This is a genomic window from Vibrio sp. 10N.261.51.A3 (assembly GCF_041471965.1).
Classification (GTDB): Bacteria; Pseudomonadota; Gammaproteobacteria; order Enterobacterales; family Vibrionaceae; genus Vibrio; species Vibrio crassostreae_C.
The window spans coordinates 5,398-26,155 of record NZ_JBFRPK010000077.1; the positions used below are offsets into that span (position 1 = coordinate 5,398).

Annotated in this window: 14 protein-coding genes; 8 read left to right on the top strand and 6 right to left on the bottom strand. The window is 46.3% G+C overall.

Annotation, left to right across the window (positions count from 1 at the left end; translation table 11 throughout):
* Positions 1-185: 185 nt before the first annotated feature.
* The 3 genes from AB4371_RS17845 to AB4371_RS17855 form a co-directional block, all read right to left on the bottom strand.
* Positions 186-1,424 carry a tetratricopeptide repeat protein gene (locus tag AB4371_RS17845; protein WP_102394265.1) on the bottom strand — a complete coding sequence of 413 codons (1,239 nt, stop codon included), beginning with the start codon at positions 1,422-1,424 and terminating at the stop codon, positions 186-188.
* A 363-nt stretch (positions 1,425-1,787) separates the two neighbouring features.
* On the bottom strand, positions 1,788-2,390 hold the full coding sequence (locus AB4371_RS17850; protein WP_102394264.1) for a response regulator transcription factor: 603 nt from the start codon (positions 2,388-2,390) through the stop codon (positions 1,788-1,790).
* Positions 2,391-2,401: 11 nt separating this feature from the next.
* Positions 2,402-4,279 carry a PhnD/SsuA/transferrin family substrate-binding protein gene (locus AB4371_RS17855; RefSeq protein ID WP_372150421.1) on the bottom strand — a complete coding sequence of 626 codons (1,878 nt, stop codon included), beginning with the start codon at positions 4,277-4,279 and terminating at the stop codon, positions 2,402-2,404.
* Between the two features lie 270 nt (positions 4,280-4,549).
* Between AB4371_RS17855 and dsrO the strand changes: the two genes are divergently transcribed.
* From dsrO to AB4371_RS17880, 5 genes are all read left to right on the top strand, one after another.
* Positions 4,550-5,386, top strand: a complete 837-nt coding sequence (gene dsrO, locus AB4371_RS17860) for a sulfate reduction electron transfer complex DsrMKJOP subunit DsrO (RefSeq protein WP_017108931.1) — start codon at positions 4,550-4,552, stop codon at positions 5,384-5,386.
* Positions 5,383-6,534 carry an NrfD/PsrC family molybdoenzyme membrane anchor subunit gene (gene nrfD, locus AB4371_RS17865; protein WP_372150422.1) on the top strand — a complete coding sequence of 384 codons (1,152 nt, stop codon included), beginning with the start codon at positions 5,383-5,385 and terminating at the stop codon, positions 6,532-6,534. The genes dsrO and nrfD overlap by 4 nt, the downstream gene beginning before the upstream one ends.
* Before the next feature lie 14 nt (positions 6,535-6,548).
* The gene (locus tag AB4371_RS17870) at positions 6,549-9,641 is read left to right on the top strand and encodes a tetrathionate reductase subunit A (protein WP_372150423.1); all 3,093 of its coding nucleotides are present in this window, start codon (positions 6,549-6,551) and stop codon (positions 9,639-9,641) included.
* A gap of 526 nt (positions 9,642-10,167) precedes the next feature.
* Complete coding sequence (locus AB4371_RS17875; protein ID WP_017064226.1) at positions 10,168-10,809, top strand: c-type cytochrome; 642 nt, start codon at positions 10,168-10,170, stop codon at positions 10,807-10,809.
* 9 nt (positions 10,810-10,818) lie between these two features.
* A complete protein-coding gene (locus AB4371_RS17880; RefSeq protein WP_372150424.1) occupies positions 10,819-11,880 on the top strand; it encodes a c-type cytochrome in 1,062 nt (353 codons plus the stop codon).
* Positions 11,881-12,022: 142 nt separating this feature from the next.
* Here the strand turns inward: AB4371_RS17880 and AB4371_RS17885 are convergent, their stop codons facing one another.
* Positions 12,023-12,952, bottom strand: a complete 930-nt coding sequence (locus tag AB4371_RS17885) for a LysR family transcriptional regulator (RefSeq protein WP_065206692.1) — start codon at positions 12,950-12,952, stop codon at positions 12,023-12,025.
* Positions 12,953-12,977: 25 nt separating this feature from the next.
* Entirely contained in the window at positions 12,978-13,418 is a 441-nt protein-coding gene (locus AB4371_RS17890) for an Lrp/AsnC family transcriptional regulator (protein ID WP_102487681.1), read from the bottom strand.
* Positions 13,419-13,558: 140 nt separating this feature from the next.
* Between AB4371_RS17890 and AB4371_RS17895 the strand changes: the two genes are divergently transcribed.
* Positions 13,559-14,143, top strand: coding sequence for a LysE family translocator (locus AB4371_RS17895; protein ID WP_372150425.1), 585 nt, complete (start codon positions 13,559-13,561; stop codon positions 14,141-14,143).
* Positions 14,144-14,199: 56 nt separating this feature from the next.
* On the opposite strand, the gene AB4371_RS17900 is transcribed toward AB4371_RS17895, so the two are convergent.
* Positions 14,200-14,589, bottom strand: a complete 390-nt coding sequence (locus tag AB4371_RS17900) for a DUF1294 domain-containing protein (RefSeq protein ID WP_372150426.1) — start codon at positions 14,587-14,589, stop codon at positions 14,200-14,202.
* 156 nt (positions 14,590-14,745) lie between these two features.
* Between AB4371_RS17900 and AB4371_RS17905 the strand changes: the two genes are divergently transcribed.
* Together AB4371_RS17905 and pulA are read left to right on the top strand one after the other, a co-directional pair.
* Positions 14,746-16,518, top strand: coding sequence for an alpha-amylase family glycosyl hydrolase (locus AB4371_RS17905; RefSeq protein ID WP_372150427.1), 1,773 nt, complete (start codon positions 14,746-14,748; stop codon positions 16,516-16,518).
* 353 nt (positions 16,519-16,871) lie between these two features.
* Entirely contained in the window at positions 16,872-20,570 is a 3,699-nt protein-coding gene (gene pulA / locus AB4371_RS17910; RefSeq protein WP_372150428.1) for a pullulanase-type alpha-1,6-glucosidase, read from the top strand.
* Positions 20,571-20,758: the final 188 nt, after the last annotated feature.

Sequence of the window (20,758 nt, forward strand, 5' to 3'; positions counted from 1 at the left end):
TCTAAGCTCTAAGCTCTAAAAGCAAATAGCACACAAATAAAAAGGGAAGCATTCGCTTCCCTTTTTTGATCCTGTCATTCCTAACTCAGAGTGTCCCGTCTCCAATGGAGTGTGACTAAAATAAGCTGAGCTGACCTAAATGAGAGTTCAACTCGCTCGAACGCTCATCTCATCAAGCTACTGACTTAATTTTTGTTACTCCAATTGGTTTGGCTAAAGTCTAAAGACGCACTGCTAGGCGCTGGTGACGATGCATTATCTGTGCTTTGAGCCGAACCCGTTTGGGACGCTGCGTGTTGCTCTGGAGAATATTGTTGGTTGTGCTCTGGGTTGGAGTTCGGGGTTTTCATCTCGAAACTCATTTCAACATCGCTGCCTTGCACATTCGACTCGTCAATTTCCTCTTCTTCAGTAACCTCTTTCACCTTTTTAGGGATCGGGATGTTACGTTTGTAGAGTTTATTCAACGCCTTAATAACCGAATGTTTGGTGACGGCTTCTTGAGTCAATTTGGTCATGATTGGTTTCGTGAGAGCCTGCAACCCTACGACAGCATCAACCCCAAGTTCACCCCCAACTTTATCCCTCAACTGTTTTGCTTCTGAATAACCAAAATGAGCGGACAAAAACAACCAAATATAGGCAATCGCATTACCGTGTTCACCATGGTCAATCCAAGCTTCACCGGCTCTAAACATGGCTTCTGCACTGTTCTTTTCCGCGGCAGTCTCAAAACAGTAAACAGCCTCACCATGATTGGGCTCCACACCAACACCATTCAAATAACTCAAACCTAGTTTGATTTTTCCGTCTAAGTTGTTTTTATCTGCGGCCTTTTGGTACCACTCGAATGAGCTTTCGGCTGAGTAATCTGGGTTTTCTCTGTCTAGACACCACTCCCCCATAAACAGCATCGCTTCGGTGTTTCCGCCCGTCGCTGACTCTTCGATGTAGGTATAACCCTTGGGGATATTCTTATCGGTTCCGCGACCAAAAACGAGCGCTTTACCCATCTCAAACTTCGCAACCATATCGTTATCTAAAGCTGAAATAGCGAGCTGCCAAAAGTTGGCTTTTTCTCTTAAAATTAAGTCTTCTTTACGCTTCATACTCATGCGTACAATGCCGTACATGCCGGTGACATTATCTAAATGCGCGGCTTTATCGTACCAATATAGGGCTTCCTTAATATTGTTACGTTCAGCCTCTTTCGCCAAATACAAAATCGATGGAACATGGCCGGTTTCGGCTTTGAAGTTACGCTCTTTTTGCTCTTGGATGCGTGCTTTTTCAATCGCCTTCCGGTAAGCGACAGCACGAGCTTTACGTTCTTGTTCCACTCGCTGCTTTCTTAACGACAAAGAAACCAGCCATACGGCCACAAGTATTAACGAAAGAGCCGTCGCACCAATTGCGATTCCCATTGTACTCATAGAATATTTTAACCTAACTCAGCAGATACAAGACTCGACGTTGAGAGTGTGTTCTACCCATAGTGAATGTTATGTTTCGAATTACAGGGAAAAGTGCAGTTACTGGCACGTTCCGCCTTAAAATGAACTTAGTTCAGTATCTCAGGATTACATTGCGATAAGAAGCCTAGGGGTTTCAATCCGTATGCAGTCCATAGACGATGTGATCTTGCTTCAATATAAATAAATGATGAAGGCTGCCTTTCATCAGGAAAGTCCTAAAGCTTGGTGACGAACTTGATGTTTTCCAATCAATAGTTTCGTACAACCTTCATACAGCTTTAGTTCAAATGGCATACAAAAATAGCTCTATGCCTAGGTCAATTGACCGTATATGTAAGCCAACTCGGCAACCGTCTTCGCCGAAAACTTCTTCATCAAACTCGCTCGATGTACTTCCACCGTTCTCATCGCGATACATAATTCATCGGCAATTTTCTGGTTACGTTTGCCATCAATGATCTGCTTTAGTATGTCTATTTCGCGTTCAGTTAACGACGCATACGCTTGGCGATGCACGTTCATGTGTAAGTGCTTTTCAGAAGCCTCTAGCCCTTGTTTGATTGCCTGAGCCAATTCGCTGCCCTTAACCGGTTTTTGGAAGAAGTTCACCGCACCGGCTTGTAGAGCCTCTACCGCCATTGGCACATCGCCGTGGCCCGTCAGATAGATCACCGACAGTGGGCTCTGCGCTTTCACCATCAATTCATGAACTTGTTGCCCTCTCATTTCAGGCATTCGGCTGTCTAACACCACGCACCCCGGCGCACTCAAATCCACTGAATCCAGAAAGCTTGGGCCATCTTCATAGGCTGACACCATAAAATCATGCTCTTCCAATAGGAACACCAATGAGTCACGCATCGACTCATCGTCATCAACCACATAGACCGGTAACGTTTGATGAAGTTCAGACATAACAAGATTCCTTATGAATCATTTGAAAGAGAAAAAGGTAACGTCACTGCGACGTGACAGCCATGAGGAGTCAATGATTTGATGGCCATTTGGCCACTGTGGTCTTCAATCACATCTTGGCAAATCGCAAGCCCTAAACCCAAGCCATTTTCTTTGCTACTCACAAAGGCTTGAGTGACTTGTTGTTCGGTGAAATCTAAACCCGTGCCGTTATCGATAACCGACAGCATCATTTTATCCGGTTGATACTCGGTAATCACTTTAATTGTTGGTGGTTCGTTGTTTTTGTTACCAATATCAGACGTAGCGCTTTGTTCGCGATGCATCTGAGCATTACACGCGTCCGTCGCATTGTTGATCAAATTTACAACCACCTGCTGCAATCCGACGGGGTCAACATGTAGCGTGATAGGTTTACCCACGACATAACGTTCAATGGTTATCTTGTGTTTCTGTAATCGAAATTGCAGTAGCTCGATGGTATCTGTAAGAAGAGCTTCTATATCAGTTTGAGATTTATCTGATGAGCGTTTTTTGATCATGTTTCTTAAGCGCTGGATGATCGCATCAGCACGGTCCACTTGCGACTGGATCTTCTCAAATACAGGCTCTATGTCAGTCAGCGGTTTGTTCTTCGAAATCCGCAGTAAACCACCTTCGCTATAATTCCGAATAGCTGCCAAAGGCTGATTAATCTCGTGTGCCAAGCTGCTTCCCAGTTCACCAACCACCGCGATACGTTGCGAATGTTCCAGCTGTTCACTCTTGCTTTTCAGCTTATGTAGCGTCGCTTCTAACTGTTTTTTACTGCGGCTGAATTTGTACTCTAACCAGAAGTGGTAAGCATTCAGTACCACGACAAAAATAAAGAACGCCCAAGCCCACTGTTGATTGTATTTAAGCCAGATTAACGCTTCTCTCCACCAAGGTTGTTGCAGTGGGTGCATGTCGAGTTGCTGATAAAGCTTGTCGATTGACAGCAAACTTGTCGGTGACGTCCAACCCGATGCATTCGCAGCAATGGCTGGTACACTGCTCTTTGGCATTGAAAACAGCACCTGACTCATTTGCTTAGCTAATGCCGAAGAGGCTCGCTCTGTTTTGGCAAACGACCAGTTGGAATACAGAGGCGTAGACACTTGGCATCGAAAGCCTTCAGGCGCTTGATTACCAATAACGCGATACTGACCCGCCACCAGCAAGCCTTCACTGATCATGCTTTCGACCAAACAAGCAGGTACCACAGCCGCTTCAATGTGCCCTTCTCGCAGTTGGTACAAGCTGGCATCGATAGGGAAACCTAAGAACTGTGTATTGGAAAAAAAGTGGTTGGGATTAAGCCCTTCTTGCATCACTTGGTAACGCATTGTTAAGTAACCACCAAATGCATTTTCCGAGACCGCTGCAATCGGCTTACCACTGAGTTGTTCCAAAGAGATATAGGGCGACATTCTTCTTACCACTAAAGCAGAACCAATACTGCGGGTATTGTTAGAACTTGGCTCTTCGAAGTTATGACTGGTCATGGTCGCCATCCAAGAGAGCGCATACTGTCGTCCTAAGCGAACCGCCTGACCTGGGTTAGTAATAACGAAATCGACCGTGACCCCTTTCACCGATTCGGCCATCTCTTCCAAGTTGAAAGGCTTGAGGACAAAGTGCTTGCCCGGAATACGCTCAGACAGCCAATCCATGGTTGGCTGCCAACGCTGCTGTGCCGAGAGTTTGCCTCGGGTCGCCAACACGCCAACCTCGATAATCTGGTCGGGTTCAGTGATGTTTGAGCTTGGGGCTGCTATCACTTGTTCTGATTGAGCCGCTAAACACACTCCTGCGGTTAGGCTCAGCCAACAAAGGCTAACGACTGTCATTAGGTTTCGAACGGTCACTGAAATCTCTTTCTCCAAGCAGATTGTTTATTCAATTTATTCTCTCGTCATTTCACTTTTTCTTGAAGTTGACGACATGTTCAACGCTTAACTCACCCTTTAGAGCGCTTTAGATAAGCCTCTAAAACAAAGCATAACAGCTAGATAGCGAAAACCACATTTGTTCTAGATCAACTTTGATCTGGGTATGTGGAAATCCACAATACCCCGTGAACGGTCAAAAACTGACAATGAGCCTAACAGATCGAATACCCATTTATAGGTACCTCTATGGACTCATTGAAAAGACGGTTTCTCAGCCAATTTGGTAAAGTTTCCGCCGGCGCTGCGCTCATTCCCATTACCGGAATCAACACCGCAGTCGCGAGCACAGCCATTCGCAACAACAACCAACCAGACCGTAAAGGTGAAGTAGGCAAGCGCTACGCGATGGCGATTGATTTACGTAAATGCGTTGGCTGTCAGGCATGCACTGTTGGCTGCAGCGTGGAAAACCAAGCGCCAATCGGCCAGTTCAGAACCACCGTAAAACAGTATGAAGTCTCCCTTGATGATGGTTCGACTGCTCAACAAGACGTGAAATCATTCATGTTACCTCGCCTATGTAATCACTGTGACAACGCACCCTGCATCAAGGTTTGTCCTGTTCAAGCGACCTTCCAGCGTGAAGATGGGATAGTGATGGTCGACAACGAACGCTGCGTAGCCTGTGCTTACTGTGTTCAGGCTTGTCCTTACGACGCTCGCTTCATTAACAACGACACCCTTACCGCTGATAAATGTACCTTCTGTGCACACCGCCTTGAAGACGGCTTACTGCCTGCTTGTGTAGAAACCTGTGTCGGTGGCGCGCGTGTCATTGGCGACCTTAAAGATCCAAACAGCGAGATCAACCGTCTGCTCAATGAAAACCAAGACGACATCAAGGTGCTTAAGCCAGAGCAGAATACCAACCCCCATGTTTTCTATATCGGCATGAACGAGCGATTCGTTAGCCACATTGAAGGCCAACCTGCAATTTATGATCCAGCGGCCATCGATAACTCATCCTCTAGCCAACAAGAATTGGCAATCGCGACACAAGGCAAACAAGGAGAGACAGCATGAATATCACTGAGGTGTTAGTCCCCGCTCAAGAGATCGCTTGGCTACCGTGGGCGGTTCAATATTTCTTCTACATTGGTTCAGCTTACGCAGCGGCTATTCTGTTTTTGATTGCACTGATCTTTAAAAACTCAACCAGTCATCAATTTCGTTCTGCCCTTGTACTTGTGATGGCCATCGGCGCGATTGTTGGGCCATTAGCATTAACCGGTGATTTGCACCAACCGGGACGTGCTTGGCACTTCTACGCCCACATCACGCCTTGGTCATGGATGTCATTAGGCTCTCTATTCCTACCTTTGTTCTCTGGTCTGGCTGTTGCGACAGCTTGGGTTTACCTGCGTGATGACATCGCACGGCTCAAAGAGAGTGAAAACCCACTTCTAAAACGTTTGGCTTGGCTGACGCTAGGTCAATGGCAAATATCATCAAAGCTGATGATTGCACTCGCTGCTGTGACGGCTATTTCGGGCCTAAGCATCGCGCTTTATACAGGCGCAGAGATTGCGATTTTGGCGAGCCGACCACTCTGGCATCAACCGGCTTCTCCACTACTTTGGTTCACGACCGCATTCTTTGCTGCAACGGGTTTAACGCTGTTAATTTGGGCTCTACTGCCTTCAAGCAAGCCAAGCTTAAAACCAACAGACCTAGCTCTGATACAAAGAACCATTACCTTAACAGGTGGCCTTGCCATCATTCTCACGTCGATTTGGGCATCTAACCATGGTCACTTCAATCTCTATGAGAACGACGCTTGGGGCATCAATTTAGGCATCATGACCACCAGCATTTTGGTGTGCATGATCTTGGTTCTTCCGCTGCAACGTTTATCTCAAAGCAAGTTAGGAATTGTCTGTGTTGCACTTGCGACCATCGTTTCAGCATGGGCGGTACGTTGGGTCACCATGATGGAAGTTCAAACCATTCCCCGTTTTGATGTGGGTGCATTCCCTTATGAACTGCCTATGGGTAGTGCAGGATTACTCGGCATCGTTGGTATGTGTGGTCTTTGGTTAGCACTTGCGTTGTTCGCCTCTGAGATCGTGTCTACTGGTTCTACACGAACAACTGGTTCTGCACCAAAGACAACATCGAAGCCAAACCAAAATACATCATCGTCACCACTTAACCGCTCACATAGCTTGTAGTCTGAGGAATCATCATGGATAACAAACGTCGTCAATTTTTGAAAACAGGCCTTGCTGCCGGTGGTGTTGGAGCCTTTGCTGCAGGTTATGCGACAACCACAAAGCATATGGTTCACGGTGCTATTGATGGCACCGCAGGTAAGAAAACCAATCACATCCATCACGGTAATTCGTTAGAGACAGAATACAGTGTCGATGAACAAGGTAAGATCTCGCCGAATCCAAACCAACGCGTTGCACCCTCAATGTGTTTTGGCTGCTGGACACTGTGTGGCTTACGTGTGCGTATCGATAATCGCAATGACGAGATTTTGCGTATCTCGGGCAACCCGTATCACCCGTTATCAAGTGACCAACAGATCCCATTCAAAACACCGGTAAAAGACGCCTACATTGGCTTGTCTGGTGAATCAGGCATCAATAATCGCTCGACAGCCTGCGCCCGTGGTAATGGCATGTTAGAGATTCAAAACAGCCCATACCGAATTACACAACCGTTAAAACGTGTTGGCAAACGAGGTGAAGGCAAGTGGGAGCCGATCAGCTACGAACAACTTATCTCTGAGATCACCGAGGGTGGTGACTTATTCGGTGAGGGGGAAGTTGAAGGCTTACGATCGATTCGCGACATCGAAACACCACTCGATCCGAACAACCCTGAATACGGACCAAAAGCCAACCAACTGCTTGTGACTAATGCCGGTAATGAAGGCCGTGACGACATCTTGAAGCGCTTTGCATTTAACAGCTACGGCACTCGTAACTTTGGTCACCATGGATCTTACTGTGGCTACGCGTTCCGCGCAGGTTCAGGCGCGATCATGAATGATCTAGACAAGTTCTCGCACTTAAAGCCCGACTTCAACAACGCAGAGTTCATTCTTTTCATCGGTATGTCTCCGGCTCAAGCGGGTAACCCGTTTAAGCGTCAAGCAAGACAGCTGGCTGAGGCTCGTACCAACGGAAAACTCAGCTACACCATTGTCACTCCAAGCCTTCCGGCAGGATCTTCAAGCCTTGCAGCGGGCGATCGCAACAACTGGCTGCCGATCAAGCCGGGCACTGACTCAGCATTAGTTCTGGGTATGATCCAGTGGATCATCGAAAACCAGCGCTACAATCACGACTTCTTGTCTCGCCCAAGTGCGAAAGCGATGAAAAAAGCAGGCACCACGCATTGGTGTAATGCATCTCACCTTGTGATCAGCGACGAGTCGCTCCCACAAAATGGGCGTATGCTTCGTGCATCGGATATAGGGTTGCTAGAAACAGGCGAACCGATGTCTGACGATGACGGATTTATCGCACTTGATGTGACAACGTCACTATTGGCATCACATATTCAGGTGAATGAAGCGGCTCTGTTCGTCGATCAAGACGTAGAAATCGATGGTCAGACTGTTCGTGTTAAGTCTTCTCTGCAAAGATTGAAGGAAGAAGCCTTCAAATATGACCTTGCATACTACAGTGAGCAGTGTGAGATCCCGCAGGATCAAATTATTGCGCTAGCGAAACGCTTTACCAGCTACGGGACGAAAGCAGTCGTGGATACTCACGGTGGCAACATGCACACCAACGGCTTCTACAACTCGTTCTCTATCCTAATGCTGAACGCGCTGATCGGTAACATCAATGCAAAAGGCGGGGCGATGGCGAAAGCAGGCGGCTACCCGACTTCGGTTGCAGGCCCACGCTACGACTTTACTAAGTTTAAAGGTAAGACTAAGCCTCAAGGTGTATTCTTGTCCCGCAGCAAGTTCCCATATCACAAGACCAGCGAATACAAACGTCGCGTTGCCGCAGGTGAATCACCTTACCCAACACGCGCTCCGTGGTACCCAATCTCAGCGCCGCTTTTAACCGAGCACTTATCAGCTGCGATTGATGGCTATCCTTACCGCGCAAAGGCATGGATCAACCACATGGCGAACCCACTTTATGGTGTTCCGGGCTTAGACAACTTGCTGGGTGAAAAGCTTAAGGATCCAAAACAGCTTGGTTTGATCGTGTCTATCGATGCCTTCATCAATGAGACCACAGCATTATCAGATTACCTCGTGCCAGACACAGTGACCTACGAAAGCTGGGGCATGGCAACACCTTGGCATGGTGTCGCGACTAAAGCGATCACCGCTCGTTGGCCGATTGTCGAACCTAAAACCTCACGCACTCAAGACGGACGTGCCATCAACCTAGAGAACTTCTTTATTGACCTAGCAAAAAGGCTTGGCCTAGGTGGCTTCGGCGACAACGTAATCAAAGACAATCAAGGTAACTGGCACGGTATTCATAGCGCTGAAGACTTCTACCTGCGCTCGGCTGCTAACTTAGCGTTCGTAAAAGGTGGCGTGCCGAATGTCGATGCGGAAGATATTGTTTGGTCTGGTCTAGAACGCCTAGTGCCTGTGATGAACAAAACGCTCAAGCCTGAAGAGATGCTCAAGGTAGCGTATATCTTTGCGCGTGGCGGTCGTTTCGAAGACGCCACCAATGCCTACACCAATGAAACCATGAAGTACAAATGGACTAAGCCACTAGCTATCTGGAATGAAAAGCTGGGTACTTCTCGCAACACCATCAGTGGTGAGCAGTACATGGGTTGCCCTACATGGTATCCACAAAAGCTTGCAGACGGCACACCTTTGGCAGAGCAGTTCCCAGCAAAAGAGTGGCCGTTCACCCTAACCAACTTTAAGTCCAACATTCACAGTGCGGTATCGAATTTGTCACCACGCTTGGAATCTATCAAGGGGGTAAATCCGGTTTACATCCACCCGCAAGACGCCTCTTCTGCGGGTATCAAAACCGGTGACGTATTTGCGATTGAAACACCGAGCTCAACCACACATGCGTTGGCGATGGTGATTGATGGCATCAAACCGGGAACATTAGGCTTTGAACACGGCTTTGGTCATAAAGAACTCGGTGAGCGTGCGCACTGGATCGGTGACACACAACAACCTGTGAAGATGAAGTCGAACGATGGCGTTAACATCAATGATATTGGCTTAATTGACCCGACGAGAGAAGGAAAAGGCGTGATGTTGGATTGGGTTGTGGGCGCAGCAGCCAGACAAGCGCTTCCGGCTAAGATCTACAAGGTCTAGCTTAAACTCAGCAAGCTATAACTTAATCACTGAGTCAAAACACTTCCTTATCTGATTTGCAGATGAGAACACAACAGGGCAACTTCGTCATTCGAGGTTACCCTGTTTTTTCGTCCCCTTGATCTAGAAAAGCAGCCTATTTGGATAAACGTCCAATCTACATAAAGTACCCAATCTACATAAAGCATCCGCTCTAGATAGAGTAATCAACCCAAAGCCATTAGGTAATCTTCATTTCACCACAACTTTTTTAGCCCGCATCCATAAAGCAGCTATGCTTATAAAATCGGTGCCATAAAAGAGCCTTAACAAGCAGTTATACCGAGGCGAACATGGCAGTCCCCTTGCATTTCATAAACGGCAGTTGGAGCAACCTATAGAAGTTCACATCAATACCATTATGGTAACTGAGGTTATTAATGTGAGACTCACCTCAAGTTCCAAGTGAATTAATGTGGAAATCCACAATAGCGCGAACAACCAATTATGTCGAAAATGCGTGCATTACAACCAATAGCGACGCCTCATGACTAAGCTGACAATTAAAACTCAAACTCTAACGCTTTGCATCGCTGCTCTAGGAAGCCTTTCTTTATCCGCTTTTGCACAAGCAGCACCCAATCCAATGCCAGAAGCCGCAGAAACTTGTAGCGGCTGCCATCAAGCCGACGGTAAAGGCATGCCCAACATTGCCCCTATGCTTGCAGGGCTCAATGCTGACTATCTAGAACATCAACTGGTTCTGTTCTCAAGTGGTGAGCGTCAAAGCGCGATCATGAAGGGAATGGCTGACGGTGTATCTGATCCCGCAGTTCGTCGTGAGGTCGCAGAATACTTTGCATCACTACCTTCATACGAATTTACCGATTTAGAGCAGCGCGGCTCACAGGCTGATATCGATAACCCCTATCGTAAACTTGTATTCCAAGGCGATTGGGATAGAAACATTCCAGCCTGTGCAACCTGTCATGGGCCAAGCGGTATGGGCGTAGACAAATTCCCGCGCCTAGCAAGCCAGCATGCCGACTACATTCAAACTCAGCTCAACGCTTGGAAAAATGGCACTCGTAAGGGTGATGATTTGAACATGATGGGTAATATCGCGGGCAAGTTAACCGACGATGAGATCAAAAACCTGTCTTACTACTTCGCCTCTTTCCGATACTAAAGGGCTCGCATGAAAACACTACTTTTAATTACCGCAACCCTTGCCTCTGGAATCGCTTATGCCGAAGCTGAGTTGCCCGATCGCCAAACCGAACTGCCAGCCGTTGAGAAGCCTCAAGATAACAAATATCTGGTGCCACGAGACTTGGTTGATATCCCTGCTGGGGAATTTGGCGACAAAGTAAAATTGGGTTATTCGCTGTTTGTCGATTCACAACAGATGCGTGGTACGTTCGTAGGCAATGAACAAAACTGTGTAAACTGTCACATGCAAGCGGGCATGAAGCCTAACGCAGCACCTCTTTGGGGTGCGTACATGGCCTACCCTGCTTATCGTAAGAAAAACGACAAGGTAAACAGCTACGCAGAACGTATCCAAGGCTGTTTCACTTATTCAATGAATGGCCTACCACCAGCTGTGGGCTCAAAAGAAATGGTCGCGCTCACAGCTTATTCATACTGGCTAGCGATGGGCGGCATCTTAGACAAGAACGACATGCAAGACACACCCGTTCCTGAGATTAGCGATGCTGATTTACAAGTTGGTGGTAAAGCTGAAAGCTTCCCTCTTCCAGAAGAACTGTTAAGCAAATACCCAATCGATGACCGCAGTAAACTTGCCGGTCGTGGCTACCCTAAGATTGCAAACCCTGAACAAGAACCCTCAATCGCTCGTGGTGAAAAGGTTTACCAAACCAGCTGCCAAACCTGTCATGGCCAAAATGGCGAAGGCATTAAAGGGGCGGATGGTCGCTCATACCTACCACCTCTTTGGGGCGAGAACTCGTTCAACTGGGGCGCTGGTATGCACCGTGTAAATACGGCGGCGTACTTCATCTACGAAAACATGCCGCTTGGGAAGAGCGAACAGCTTTCAATTCAAGATGCGTGGGATGTGGCCGCATTTGTGAACAGTCATGAACGCCCACAAGACCCACGATACAAGGGTGATGTTGCAGGTAATGCTAAGCGTTACCACAACCACCAAGGTTATTATGGTAAAGAAGTCGACGGTGATGTGCTGGGTTCCAAAGCCTACCCAAGTGGTAAAGAAGTGATTCATGAGCATTGATAGGCATTAGTGCACAAGAGCCGTTCACGTCAGCTATAGCTAAGCTTTACATTGTAAATCAGCTATAGCTGGAAGAATAAAAAGGAGCCAGATCGTTCGACGTTCTGGCTCCTTTTTTATGTTTGAACGATTAGAGATCCAGCTAACCTTGCTGCATCTTCTCCCAAATGGTTGGAGAGCCGATATAATCTTGAACCGTGGTAATGAACTCTTTGACCAGTTTGGTCTGTTTACGGTGCGGATACACAGCGTAGATTGCAGTATCAATCGTAGAGATCGGATAATCCGGCAGTAAAGTAACCAAGCCAAGCTCTTTCATTGAGGCATACAGGTTTGATTGATCAAGGAAGCCATAACCTAGACCATCTTTCACACAAGACACCATGGTACGAACATCACTCACCTTATAGTTGCCACGAATCGTTAGGCTCTGGAAGGTATTACCTCCCGGCTCTTCACTAATGCGCAGATGGTCGACCGTCATATCACCATTGGTATAAATCACCGCAGGTAGCGCGAGCAAATCTTGTGGCGTTTTAGGTTCACCATGCTCTTTCACAAAGTCGTTAGACGCGACCAACATAAAGTTACTGTCGGCAATCTTCTTGGCAATCAAATTCGATTCAACAAGCTTACTGAAGCGAAACGCGATATCAAACTGCCCAGCGATAATGTTGGCGATCTTATCGTCTAGTGAGAGTACGATCTGAACATCTGGGTACTTTCTCATGAACTGAGTGATGATAGGTTGCAAATATTGCTGCCCAAAATAGATCGGTGAAGTAATTCGTAGCACACCTTTGGGTTCAGACTGGTATGAATCTGCAATTCCTTGGATCTGATTGATAGTGTCTTTCAGCACATAGGTTTGCGCAAGAATATCTTCTCCGGCCGACGTCAACGAAAACGAGCGTGTAGAGCGGTTAAGCAGCTGAACACCTAAATCTTGCTCAAGCTTTTTGATCTGTTTAGAGAGTGATGAGTTGTCCATGTCATGTAAGGTTGCCGCTTTGGTAAACGACCCTTGTTGAACCACATCTAAGAACAATAACAACTGATTGGTATTTGGCACTGTGCCTCTCCTGAATTAAACTCGACTAGCGTTCGTCTTTGGGTGTATCCATCACAACCATGGTCGTAATAGATTGCACCTGAGCACATTCCCCAAGCACATCGGCATGAAACTTCTTATAGCCCGGTAGATCTTTGGTTTCTACCCTTAGCAAGTATTCGTTGGCACCGGTAATGTTGTGACACTCCACTACCTCCTTTTCCATACTGACGTGCTGTTCAAACTCCAGCTGAGCCGCTTTGCTATGGCTTGATAACCCAATCGAAACATAAGCAATAAAACCGACCCCCATCAGCCCATTATCCAGAACCGCACGGTAACCTTGAATGACACCTTTACGCTCAAGATCCTGAACTCGCCTTAAGGTCGCAGAAGCCGACAAGCCAATCCGTTCTGAAAGCTCAATATTGGAGATTCTGCCGTCCAATTTAAGCTCTTGCAATATCCTTTCGTCCAATCTATCCATAACTACTTATTATTGTGCATTTAGTGATAATAGAGGAAATAAAAGCACATAATTGCCTCACTTTCCACCTACTATGTTTCTCAACACGTGAAAGTCATGACCGGTCAGTCACTTCGTTCATTTTTTGCTGGAGAACCATAATGCCTTTAGAACAACTTAGCGCACTTGCCTTGTTTGCGTTTGTCTCGACCTTCACACCAGGTCCAAATAACATCATGCTCATGACATCAGGAGCAAATGTTGGCTTCGCCCGCACTATTCCGCACATGCTTGGCATTGCTCTAGGGTTTGCTGCCATGTTGCTGCTGGTTGGTTTCGGCTTGATGGGCGTTTTCAACGCATACCCTGTGACGCACCAAATCTTGAAATACCTAAGCCTTGCTTACCTCGTGTACCTTGCGATTAAGATAGCATTGAGCGGCAAAGCCAAAAGCAGCGAGGCTTATAAGCCAATGACCTTCATCGGCGCAGCAAGTTTTCAATGGGTAAACCCTAAAGGTTGGTCAATGGCACTGACTGCATTCTCAGTGTATAGCAGCGGCAGTTCATGGTGGGAGCTTGCGATCATCGCAGGTATCTTCACGCTAGCGAACTTACCGTCAGTCACATTCTGGACGGCGGCAGGTAAACAGCTGCAGCACTGGTTAACAACACCCTTTCGCATCAAAAGCTTTAACTACTGTATGGCAGGCTTACTGCTCGCATCAACAATTCCGATGCTCTAATCAAATAACGTTGTATATTGTGATGGTTAGTACACGAGTACTAGCCATCATTCTCGTTAAAGATACCCAATAATCTCGCTAAGCCAACGACCAAAAATTGCCTGCCCGCTTGGGGTTAACGTCCACGCAAACGCCGCAACATTCACTGCCACTGTCACCCAATATATGGCTCTGAACGGCTGCTTCTGCGTTTTATGACGCAGCTTATCTTGAGCAATCAACGCCCCTAGCCAGCCACCAGCAACAGAAAAAATATGCAGAGTTTTCTCTGGCACACGCCAATTGCCATTGATCGCTGCTCGCTTGTCCTTCGCGTACACAAAAAACGTCACGAAACCGATAACCAAATACCACACCAACAGCGCTTTAGAACTTTCCGCAAACAACACAGACACCGCCACCAGAACCAAATAGGAGATAACGATTTGAATAGATGAAGACAACATGACTCCTTTTGAGCAACAGCTCACATACTGTAGCAATTACGCCCTGTAGATTTTGATAAGGATGAGTAAGGCATATTGTAATTCGGTTAGCCTGCAAAGAATAAACAAGCCCTTTCATCCCTACATAACATGATGGAAGTTAAAGGAATTATAAATATGTACAACCAAAAGTACGCCATCTACCAAGTTTTTACGCGTTTATTTGGCAATAAAAACACCCAACATGTTCCATGGGGCACAATCGAGCAAAATGGCGTCGGTAAGTTCAGTGATTTTACCGACAAAGCGCTGTCTGAAATCCGCAAACTCGGTATGACTCATATTTGGTATACCGGAGTGCCACATCATGCGCTCATCAATGACTACAAGCACCTTGGTATTTCAGACGATCACCCTAGCGTGGTAAAAGGCCGTGCGGGATCACCATATGCCGTCAAAGACTACTATTCCGTAAACCCAGATCTCGCAGACAACCCTGAATGCCGACTAGAGGAGTTCGAGGCACTAATCAAAAGAAGTCACGACAATGGTTTAAAAGTGATTATCGATATCGTACCGAATCACGTTGCGCGTCATTATAAAGGCTTAAACAACCCAGAAGGTGTCAGTGACTTCGGCGCTCAAGATGACACAACGCTGGAATACCACAAAGACAATAACTTCTACTACATTCCCAACAGCACCTTTGAATTGCCAGACATAGAGCCCGCCTTTACGCCGCTAGGTGGTGAACAGCATCCCAACCTAAACTCCCCGTTTATAGAGACGCCCGCCAAATGGACAGGTAACGGCTCACGTTTAGCCAAGCCTAGTTTCGATGATTGGTATGAAACGGTGAAAATCAATTATGGCATGCGACCAGACGGTTCAAAAGACTTCCCTGAACTACCGAGTGACTATGCTCAACGCAATTACATGGATCATTTCCGTTTCTGGGAATCTGTTTATGTGCCTAACTCTTGGGCTAAATTCCGAGATATCGCCTTGTTTTGGTTGAATAAAGGTGTTGATGGGTTTCGCTACGATATGGCTGAGATGGTTCCAGTCGAATTTTGGAGCTACCTTAATTCATCTATAAAGATGAAAAACCAAGATGCCTTTTTAATGGCTGAGGTGTACCAACCGGACTTATATCGCGACTATATCCACTTAGGCAAAATGGACTACCTCTATGACAAAGTAGATCTGTACGACGGTCTAAAAGACATCATGCTAGGCAATACTTCCACGGCTATCATCCCCAAAATCCAACATCAAATGATGGATATTGAACATCACATGCTGCACTTCTTGGATAACCATGATGAACAACGCATCGCGTCTCCTGAATTTGTAGGTGACCCAAATATAGCGAAGCCTGCAATGCTAGTCAGCGCGTTATTGAGTAGTTCTCCAACCATGATCTACTTTGGGCAAGAAGTCGGCGAACCGGGCGCGGAGAATGCAGGCTTTGGACAGCCCTCACGAACTTCCATATTTGACTACATCGGAGTCCCACAACACCAAAAGTGGATGAACCACGGCGCATTCGATGGCGGGCTATTAGACGAAAACGAAAAGCAGCTGCGTCACTTCTATCAAAAGGTAATGAACTTTTCGCTAGAGCACTCATCGATAACAGGTGATTACCAAGACTTACACCAGTGCTGTAACTTAAGTGATTCAGTCTACGCATTTCTGCGCTCTGACCACCAAGAGCTAACCATTGTTGCAGCTAATTTCAGCCAACATACCACTGAAAATATTCACTTAAATATTCCAAGTGATGTAATCCAAAAACTCAAATTAGTTGATGGTCGTTACATACTCAATGAATATATTGAAGGCATAGCGCAACAAGTGCTCGACATTGAGAACAGTGTTGGCAGTTTTAATATTGAATTGAAACCGCTGGCGTCTTTGGCTTGGGTGTTATCCTTAAATGGATGATATACCTATCAATATAAATTACCGAACAGCTCGCTTTTAGCTAATTGATAAATAACTTAATTCCCACATTAAATTAACGTCACCTCAATTCGATACCTTCCTCACATTAATAAGGATGAGCTCTCATCCTTATTATCTACTCCCATCCTCTACGCCTTCTACTATTGATATTAAAAATATGAGTTATTGATCCAATAAATTTAACTTAAACCAAATACAAAGCGTGATATTGACACTAGGTTTCCTATTTTTATATATTAAAAATAACTTTATACATAGCCATCACAAATAGTTGACCATCGTTAAGACTAGGATATTCATCTTCATAAAAAGTGAAATATGGATATTAAAACGTGAACAACATAAATATTAATAAAATTATCTCTCTACGAAATACCTTCAACAATACCAAAAAGAAGAGCTTCAAACGCTCTACATTGGCCAAAGCAATGTTACCGCTCTTCACCGCTACTTTGATCGCGGGTTGTGGTAGTGATAATGATAGCGACAACGGTACAGCCCCTGGCAACAGTGGTTTATACCCTGCAGCTGAAAACGAAGTCGTTATTTACTACAAACGCGATGTTGCCGCTGCCAGCTCATCTGGCTCTACTTACGACGGTTGGGGACTTCACCTGTGGAATGGCGAAGGCTGTACTAGCACAGACTTAGTCGGCATGGGGTTGAGTGAAACCGGAACCGATTGGAACAGCCCTTACGAATACGATGGTATCAGCGATACTTACGGTGCCTATTATGTGTTGAAAGTTGACCCAGATGCCTCTGACCCACACAAATGCATGAACTTCATCTTGCACAATGGTGATGAGAAAGCATTTGGCAGTGCGAACTCAAAAGTCGAGTTAACTAAGCTTGGCGATTCACAAGGCGTATTTGGTTTCCATGGCAGCAGCGAGTTGTACTACGACCCAATTTCAGAGCGCCCAGTCAATATTGATGGTCAAAAAGCACACTGGCTAGATGCAACCACAATTGGTTGGGAAGCGGCTAGCAATGCAGACTCTGTGAAGCTTTTCTATGCACTAGACAACAGCATCACAATGAACGATGACAAAGAGATTGTCGGTGGAACTGCAATTGAACTAAGCAAAGACGGAGAACTATCTTCTGAATTGAAAGAACGTTTCCGACACCTTGCAAGCTTACCTGCCCTAGCTATCGATGTTGACGACAGCACACTTCGCACTATTTTAAAATCTCAGATAATTTTTGTTGCCTACAATGCCAATGGCGATGTTATCTCTTCAACTGAGGTTCAAAAACCTGGTGTGCTTGATGCGGTATTTGCTAGCGAAGATGCTGGTAATGCAATGGCTGAAGAACTAGGCGCAATTGTTGAAGGCAGTGCGGCGACCTTCAAGCTTTGGGCACCAACCGCGCAAGATGTAGAGCTAGTTCTTTACAGCGAAGACCTGAAAAGCTCACAAGTTTTTCCAATGACAGAAAGCACTGAGACGGGTATTTGGGCGACTGGCGCGGTACCTAACGCTGTCAACAGTTACTATCGCTACCAAGTGAAGGTTTACCACCCAACCACAGGCAACATTGAGACTCGCCTAGTGACAGACCCATATTCTCTCAGCTTATCGAAGAATTCGGCATACTCTCAAGTGATTGACCTAAATGATTCAACCTTGAAACCAGCGAACTGGGACAACTACCAACGACCAACCGTAGAAAAAGACGAAGACCACGTACTTTACGAATCACACCTACGTGACTTTAGCTTCAGCGATAAGCTCGGCACAGCTAGCCTAAATGGCAAGTACCTCGCTCTTACAGAAGCCGATCGTGAGTCGGTCAAACACCTACAAGCTCTCCAAGAAGCAGGTTTAACTACGCTGCATATCTTACCAGCATTTGATATCGCTACCGTCGATGAAGATGCCGCGAGCCGTGTTGATATCACCGACACCGTAGGAAAACTGTGTGATGTAAAACCGACAGCTACCTTATGTGGAAGCGAAGACGAAAACAAAGTCATCGAAGACGTACTCGATGGTTATGACCCTTCAACGGGTGACGCACAAGCATTAATGAATGACCTTCGTATGCTTGATAGCTTCAACTGGGGCTACGACCCATTCCATTACACAGTTCCTGAGGGAAGTTACGCGACCGATCCTAATGGTTCTCAGCGTATTCTCGAATTCCGTCAGATGGTCAAAGCTACGCACGACATGGATCTTAAGCTGATCATGGACGTGGTATACAACCACACCAATGCGTCTGGTGTGAACGATAAGTCGGTACTGGATAAGATTGTCCCTGGGTACTACCACCGTCTTAACGTCAACACTGGTGGCGTAGAAAACTCGACTTGTTGTGACAACACTGCGACCGAAAACCTGATGATGGGTAAATTGATGGTTGACTCACTTAAGGTGTGGGCTGACGACTACAAAGTGGATGGTTTCCGTTTTGACTTGATGGGCCACCAGCCAAAAGATGTAATGGTCGAAGCATTGGAAGAAGTGCGCAAAATCGACCCGAATACTCTGTTCTACGGGGAAGGCTGGGACTTTGGTGAAGTCGCCAACAACGCCCGCTTCGATCAAGCGAACCAAATCAACATGGCAGGTACAGAAATCGGTACCTTCTCAGACCGTTTGCGTGACGCCGTTCGTGGTGGTAGCCCATTCGATGGTGGTGTCGACTCAGAAGGGAACCACCCACTTCGCTTTAACCAAGGCTTTGGTAACGCAGCGATTGCCAACGAAGAAACCAAAGTTGATCAAGATTCGATCAATGGTCGTTTACATAACCAAGACCTTGTTCGTTTAGGTATGGCAGGTAACCTCGCAGAATACGTACTGATTGATTACAAAGGCGATACCAAACTGGGTAAAAACGTTGATTACAACGGCGCGCCAGCTGGTTACACCAAGATGCCTTCCGAGAACATCTCTTACGTTTCCAAACACGATAACCAAACACTTTGGGATAACAACGCTTACAAGATCGCCACTGGTACTAGCTCTGCAGAGCGTGCGCGTATGCAGTCTGTATCGCTTTCTACCGTGATGCTAGGCCAAGGCATACCATTCATCCATATGGGTTCTGAACTGCTACGATCTAAGTCTATGCAGCGCGATTCTTACGATTCTGGTGACTGGTATAACCGCGTCATGTTTGACGGTACTGACAACAACTGGAATGTTGGCTTACCACGTGAAGATAAAGATGGTGCGAACTGGGATCTGATCAAAACTATCATTGCTGACAGCACTGCTAAACCAGACGCAGACGACATTGAACTGACTAAGCAGCAATTCCTAGAGCTATTAAAGATCCGTAGCTCAAGCGAACTGTTCCGCTTAGATACAGCTGACGAAGTTATGAAGCGTGTCGACTTCCGTAACGTTGGCGAAGATCAAGTCGAAGGCCTGATTGTGATGTCTATTGACGACGGTACGTCAGCGGGTGCAGATCTAGATACAAACTACGACGCCATCGTCGCAGTAGTGAACTCAACAGCAGAAGAGAAATCTTTCAAAATTGAGGGCACGACGGGTTTCGAACTGCATTACGTTCAGAAGAACTCGGCTGACATGACCGTTAAGAGCGCAAGCTTCTCCGGTGAGACTTTCACGGTTCCGGCACTTACAACAGCGGTATTTGTACAACCTCAAGGTAACGCACAAGGTGCTGGTCTGCCTGTTGATAACTCTGACAAGGATGTATCGAGCATTCCGCCATACGGCCAAACAACCGTTTACGTTCGTGGTGACATGAATGGATGGGGCGCAACGGATGATTGGGCAATGAGCTTTGTCGCTAATGGTGTTTATTCTGTAACAGGCAACTTGGAAGCCGGCGATTATGGCTTCAAGTTCGCAGATGCAGATTGGAAAACACCTAACTTTGGTTGTGATTCAGTCGAACTTGCTGATGGGTCAATCGATCTAGGTACTGATGGTAACTGCCAATTAAGCGTAACAGAAACTGGCAGCTACACATTCACTCTGAATGCGATTCACGAACTGGATGACGATGTAGATGGTCCAGTTGTTTCAGTAACCAAGAATTAAACTATAAAGCTTAGATTCTAATAAAAAGATAATAAAACCAGCGAAAGCTAGCCTTTGGGAGACGTCAGTCTCCCTTTTTTATCCTCAATAAACTCCAATCCCAGTGAACCACATCATTCCCTTACCTTCATTGAACCATCAATGTTAAGAGGTAACGAACCTCCTGAATTCTTAGTTCTTAGTTCTTA

What these genes read in the sequence shown, in the direction of transcription:
- AB4371_RS17845 (WP_102394265.1), bottom strand. Translation starts at nt 1,424, where the DNA reads ATGGGAATCGCAATTGGTGCGACGGCTCTTTCGTTAATACTTGTGGCC.
- AB4371_RS17850 (WP_102394264.1), bottom strand. Translation starts at nt 2,390, where the DNA reads ATGTCTGAACTTCATCAAACGTTACCGGTCTATGTGGTTGATGACGAT.
- dsrO (WP_017108931.1), top strand. Translation starts at nt 4,550, where the DNA reads ATGGACTCATTGAAAAGACGGTTTCTCAGCCAATTTGGTAAAGTTTCC.
- nrfD (WP_372150422.1), top strand. Translation starts at nt 5,383, where the DNA reads ATGAATATCACTGAGGTGTTAGTCCCCGCTCAAGAGATCGCTTGGCTA.
- AB4371_RS17870 (WP_372150423.1), top strand. Translation starts at nt 6,549, where the DNA reads ATGGATAACAAACGTCGTCAATTTTTGAAAACAGGCCTTGCTGCCGGT.
- AB4371_RS17875 (WP_017064226.1), top strand. Translation starts at nt 10,168, where the DNA reads ATGACTAAGCTGACAATTAAAACTCAAACTCTAACGCTTTGCATCGCT.
- AB4371_RS17880 (WP_372150424.1), top strand. Translation starts at nt 10,819, where the DNA reads ATGAAAACACTACTTTTAATTACCGCAACCCTTGCCTCTGGAATCGCT.
- AB4371_RS17890 (WP_102487681.1), bottom strand. Translation starts at nt 13,418, where the DNA reads ATGGATAGATTGGACGAAAGGATATTGCAAGAGCTTAAATTGGACGGC.
- AB4371_RS17895 (WP_372150425.1), top strand. Translation starts at nt 13,559, where the DNA reads ATGCCTTTAGAACAACTTAGCGCACTTGCCTTGTTTGCGTTTGTCTCG.
- AB4371_RS17900 (WP_372150426.1), bottom strand. Translation starts at nt 14,589, where the DNA reads ATGTTGTCTTCATCTATTCAAATCGTTATCTCCTATTTGGTTCTGGTG.
- AB4371_RS17905 (WP_372150427.1), top strand. Translation starts at nt 14,746, where the DNA reads ATGTACAACCAAAAGTACGCCATCTACCAAGTTTTTACGCGTTTATTT.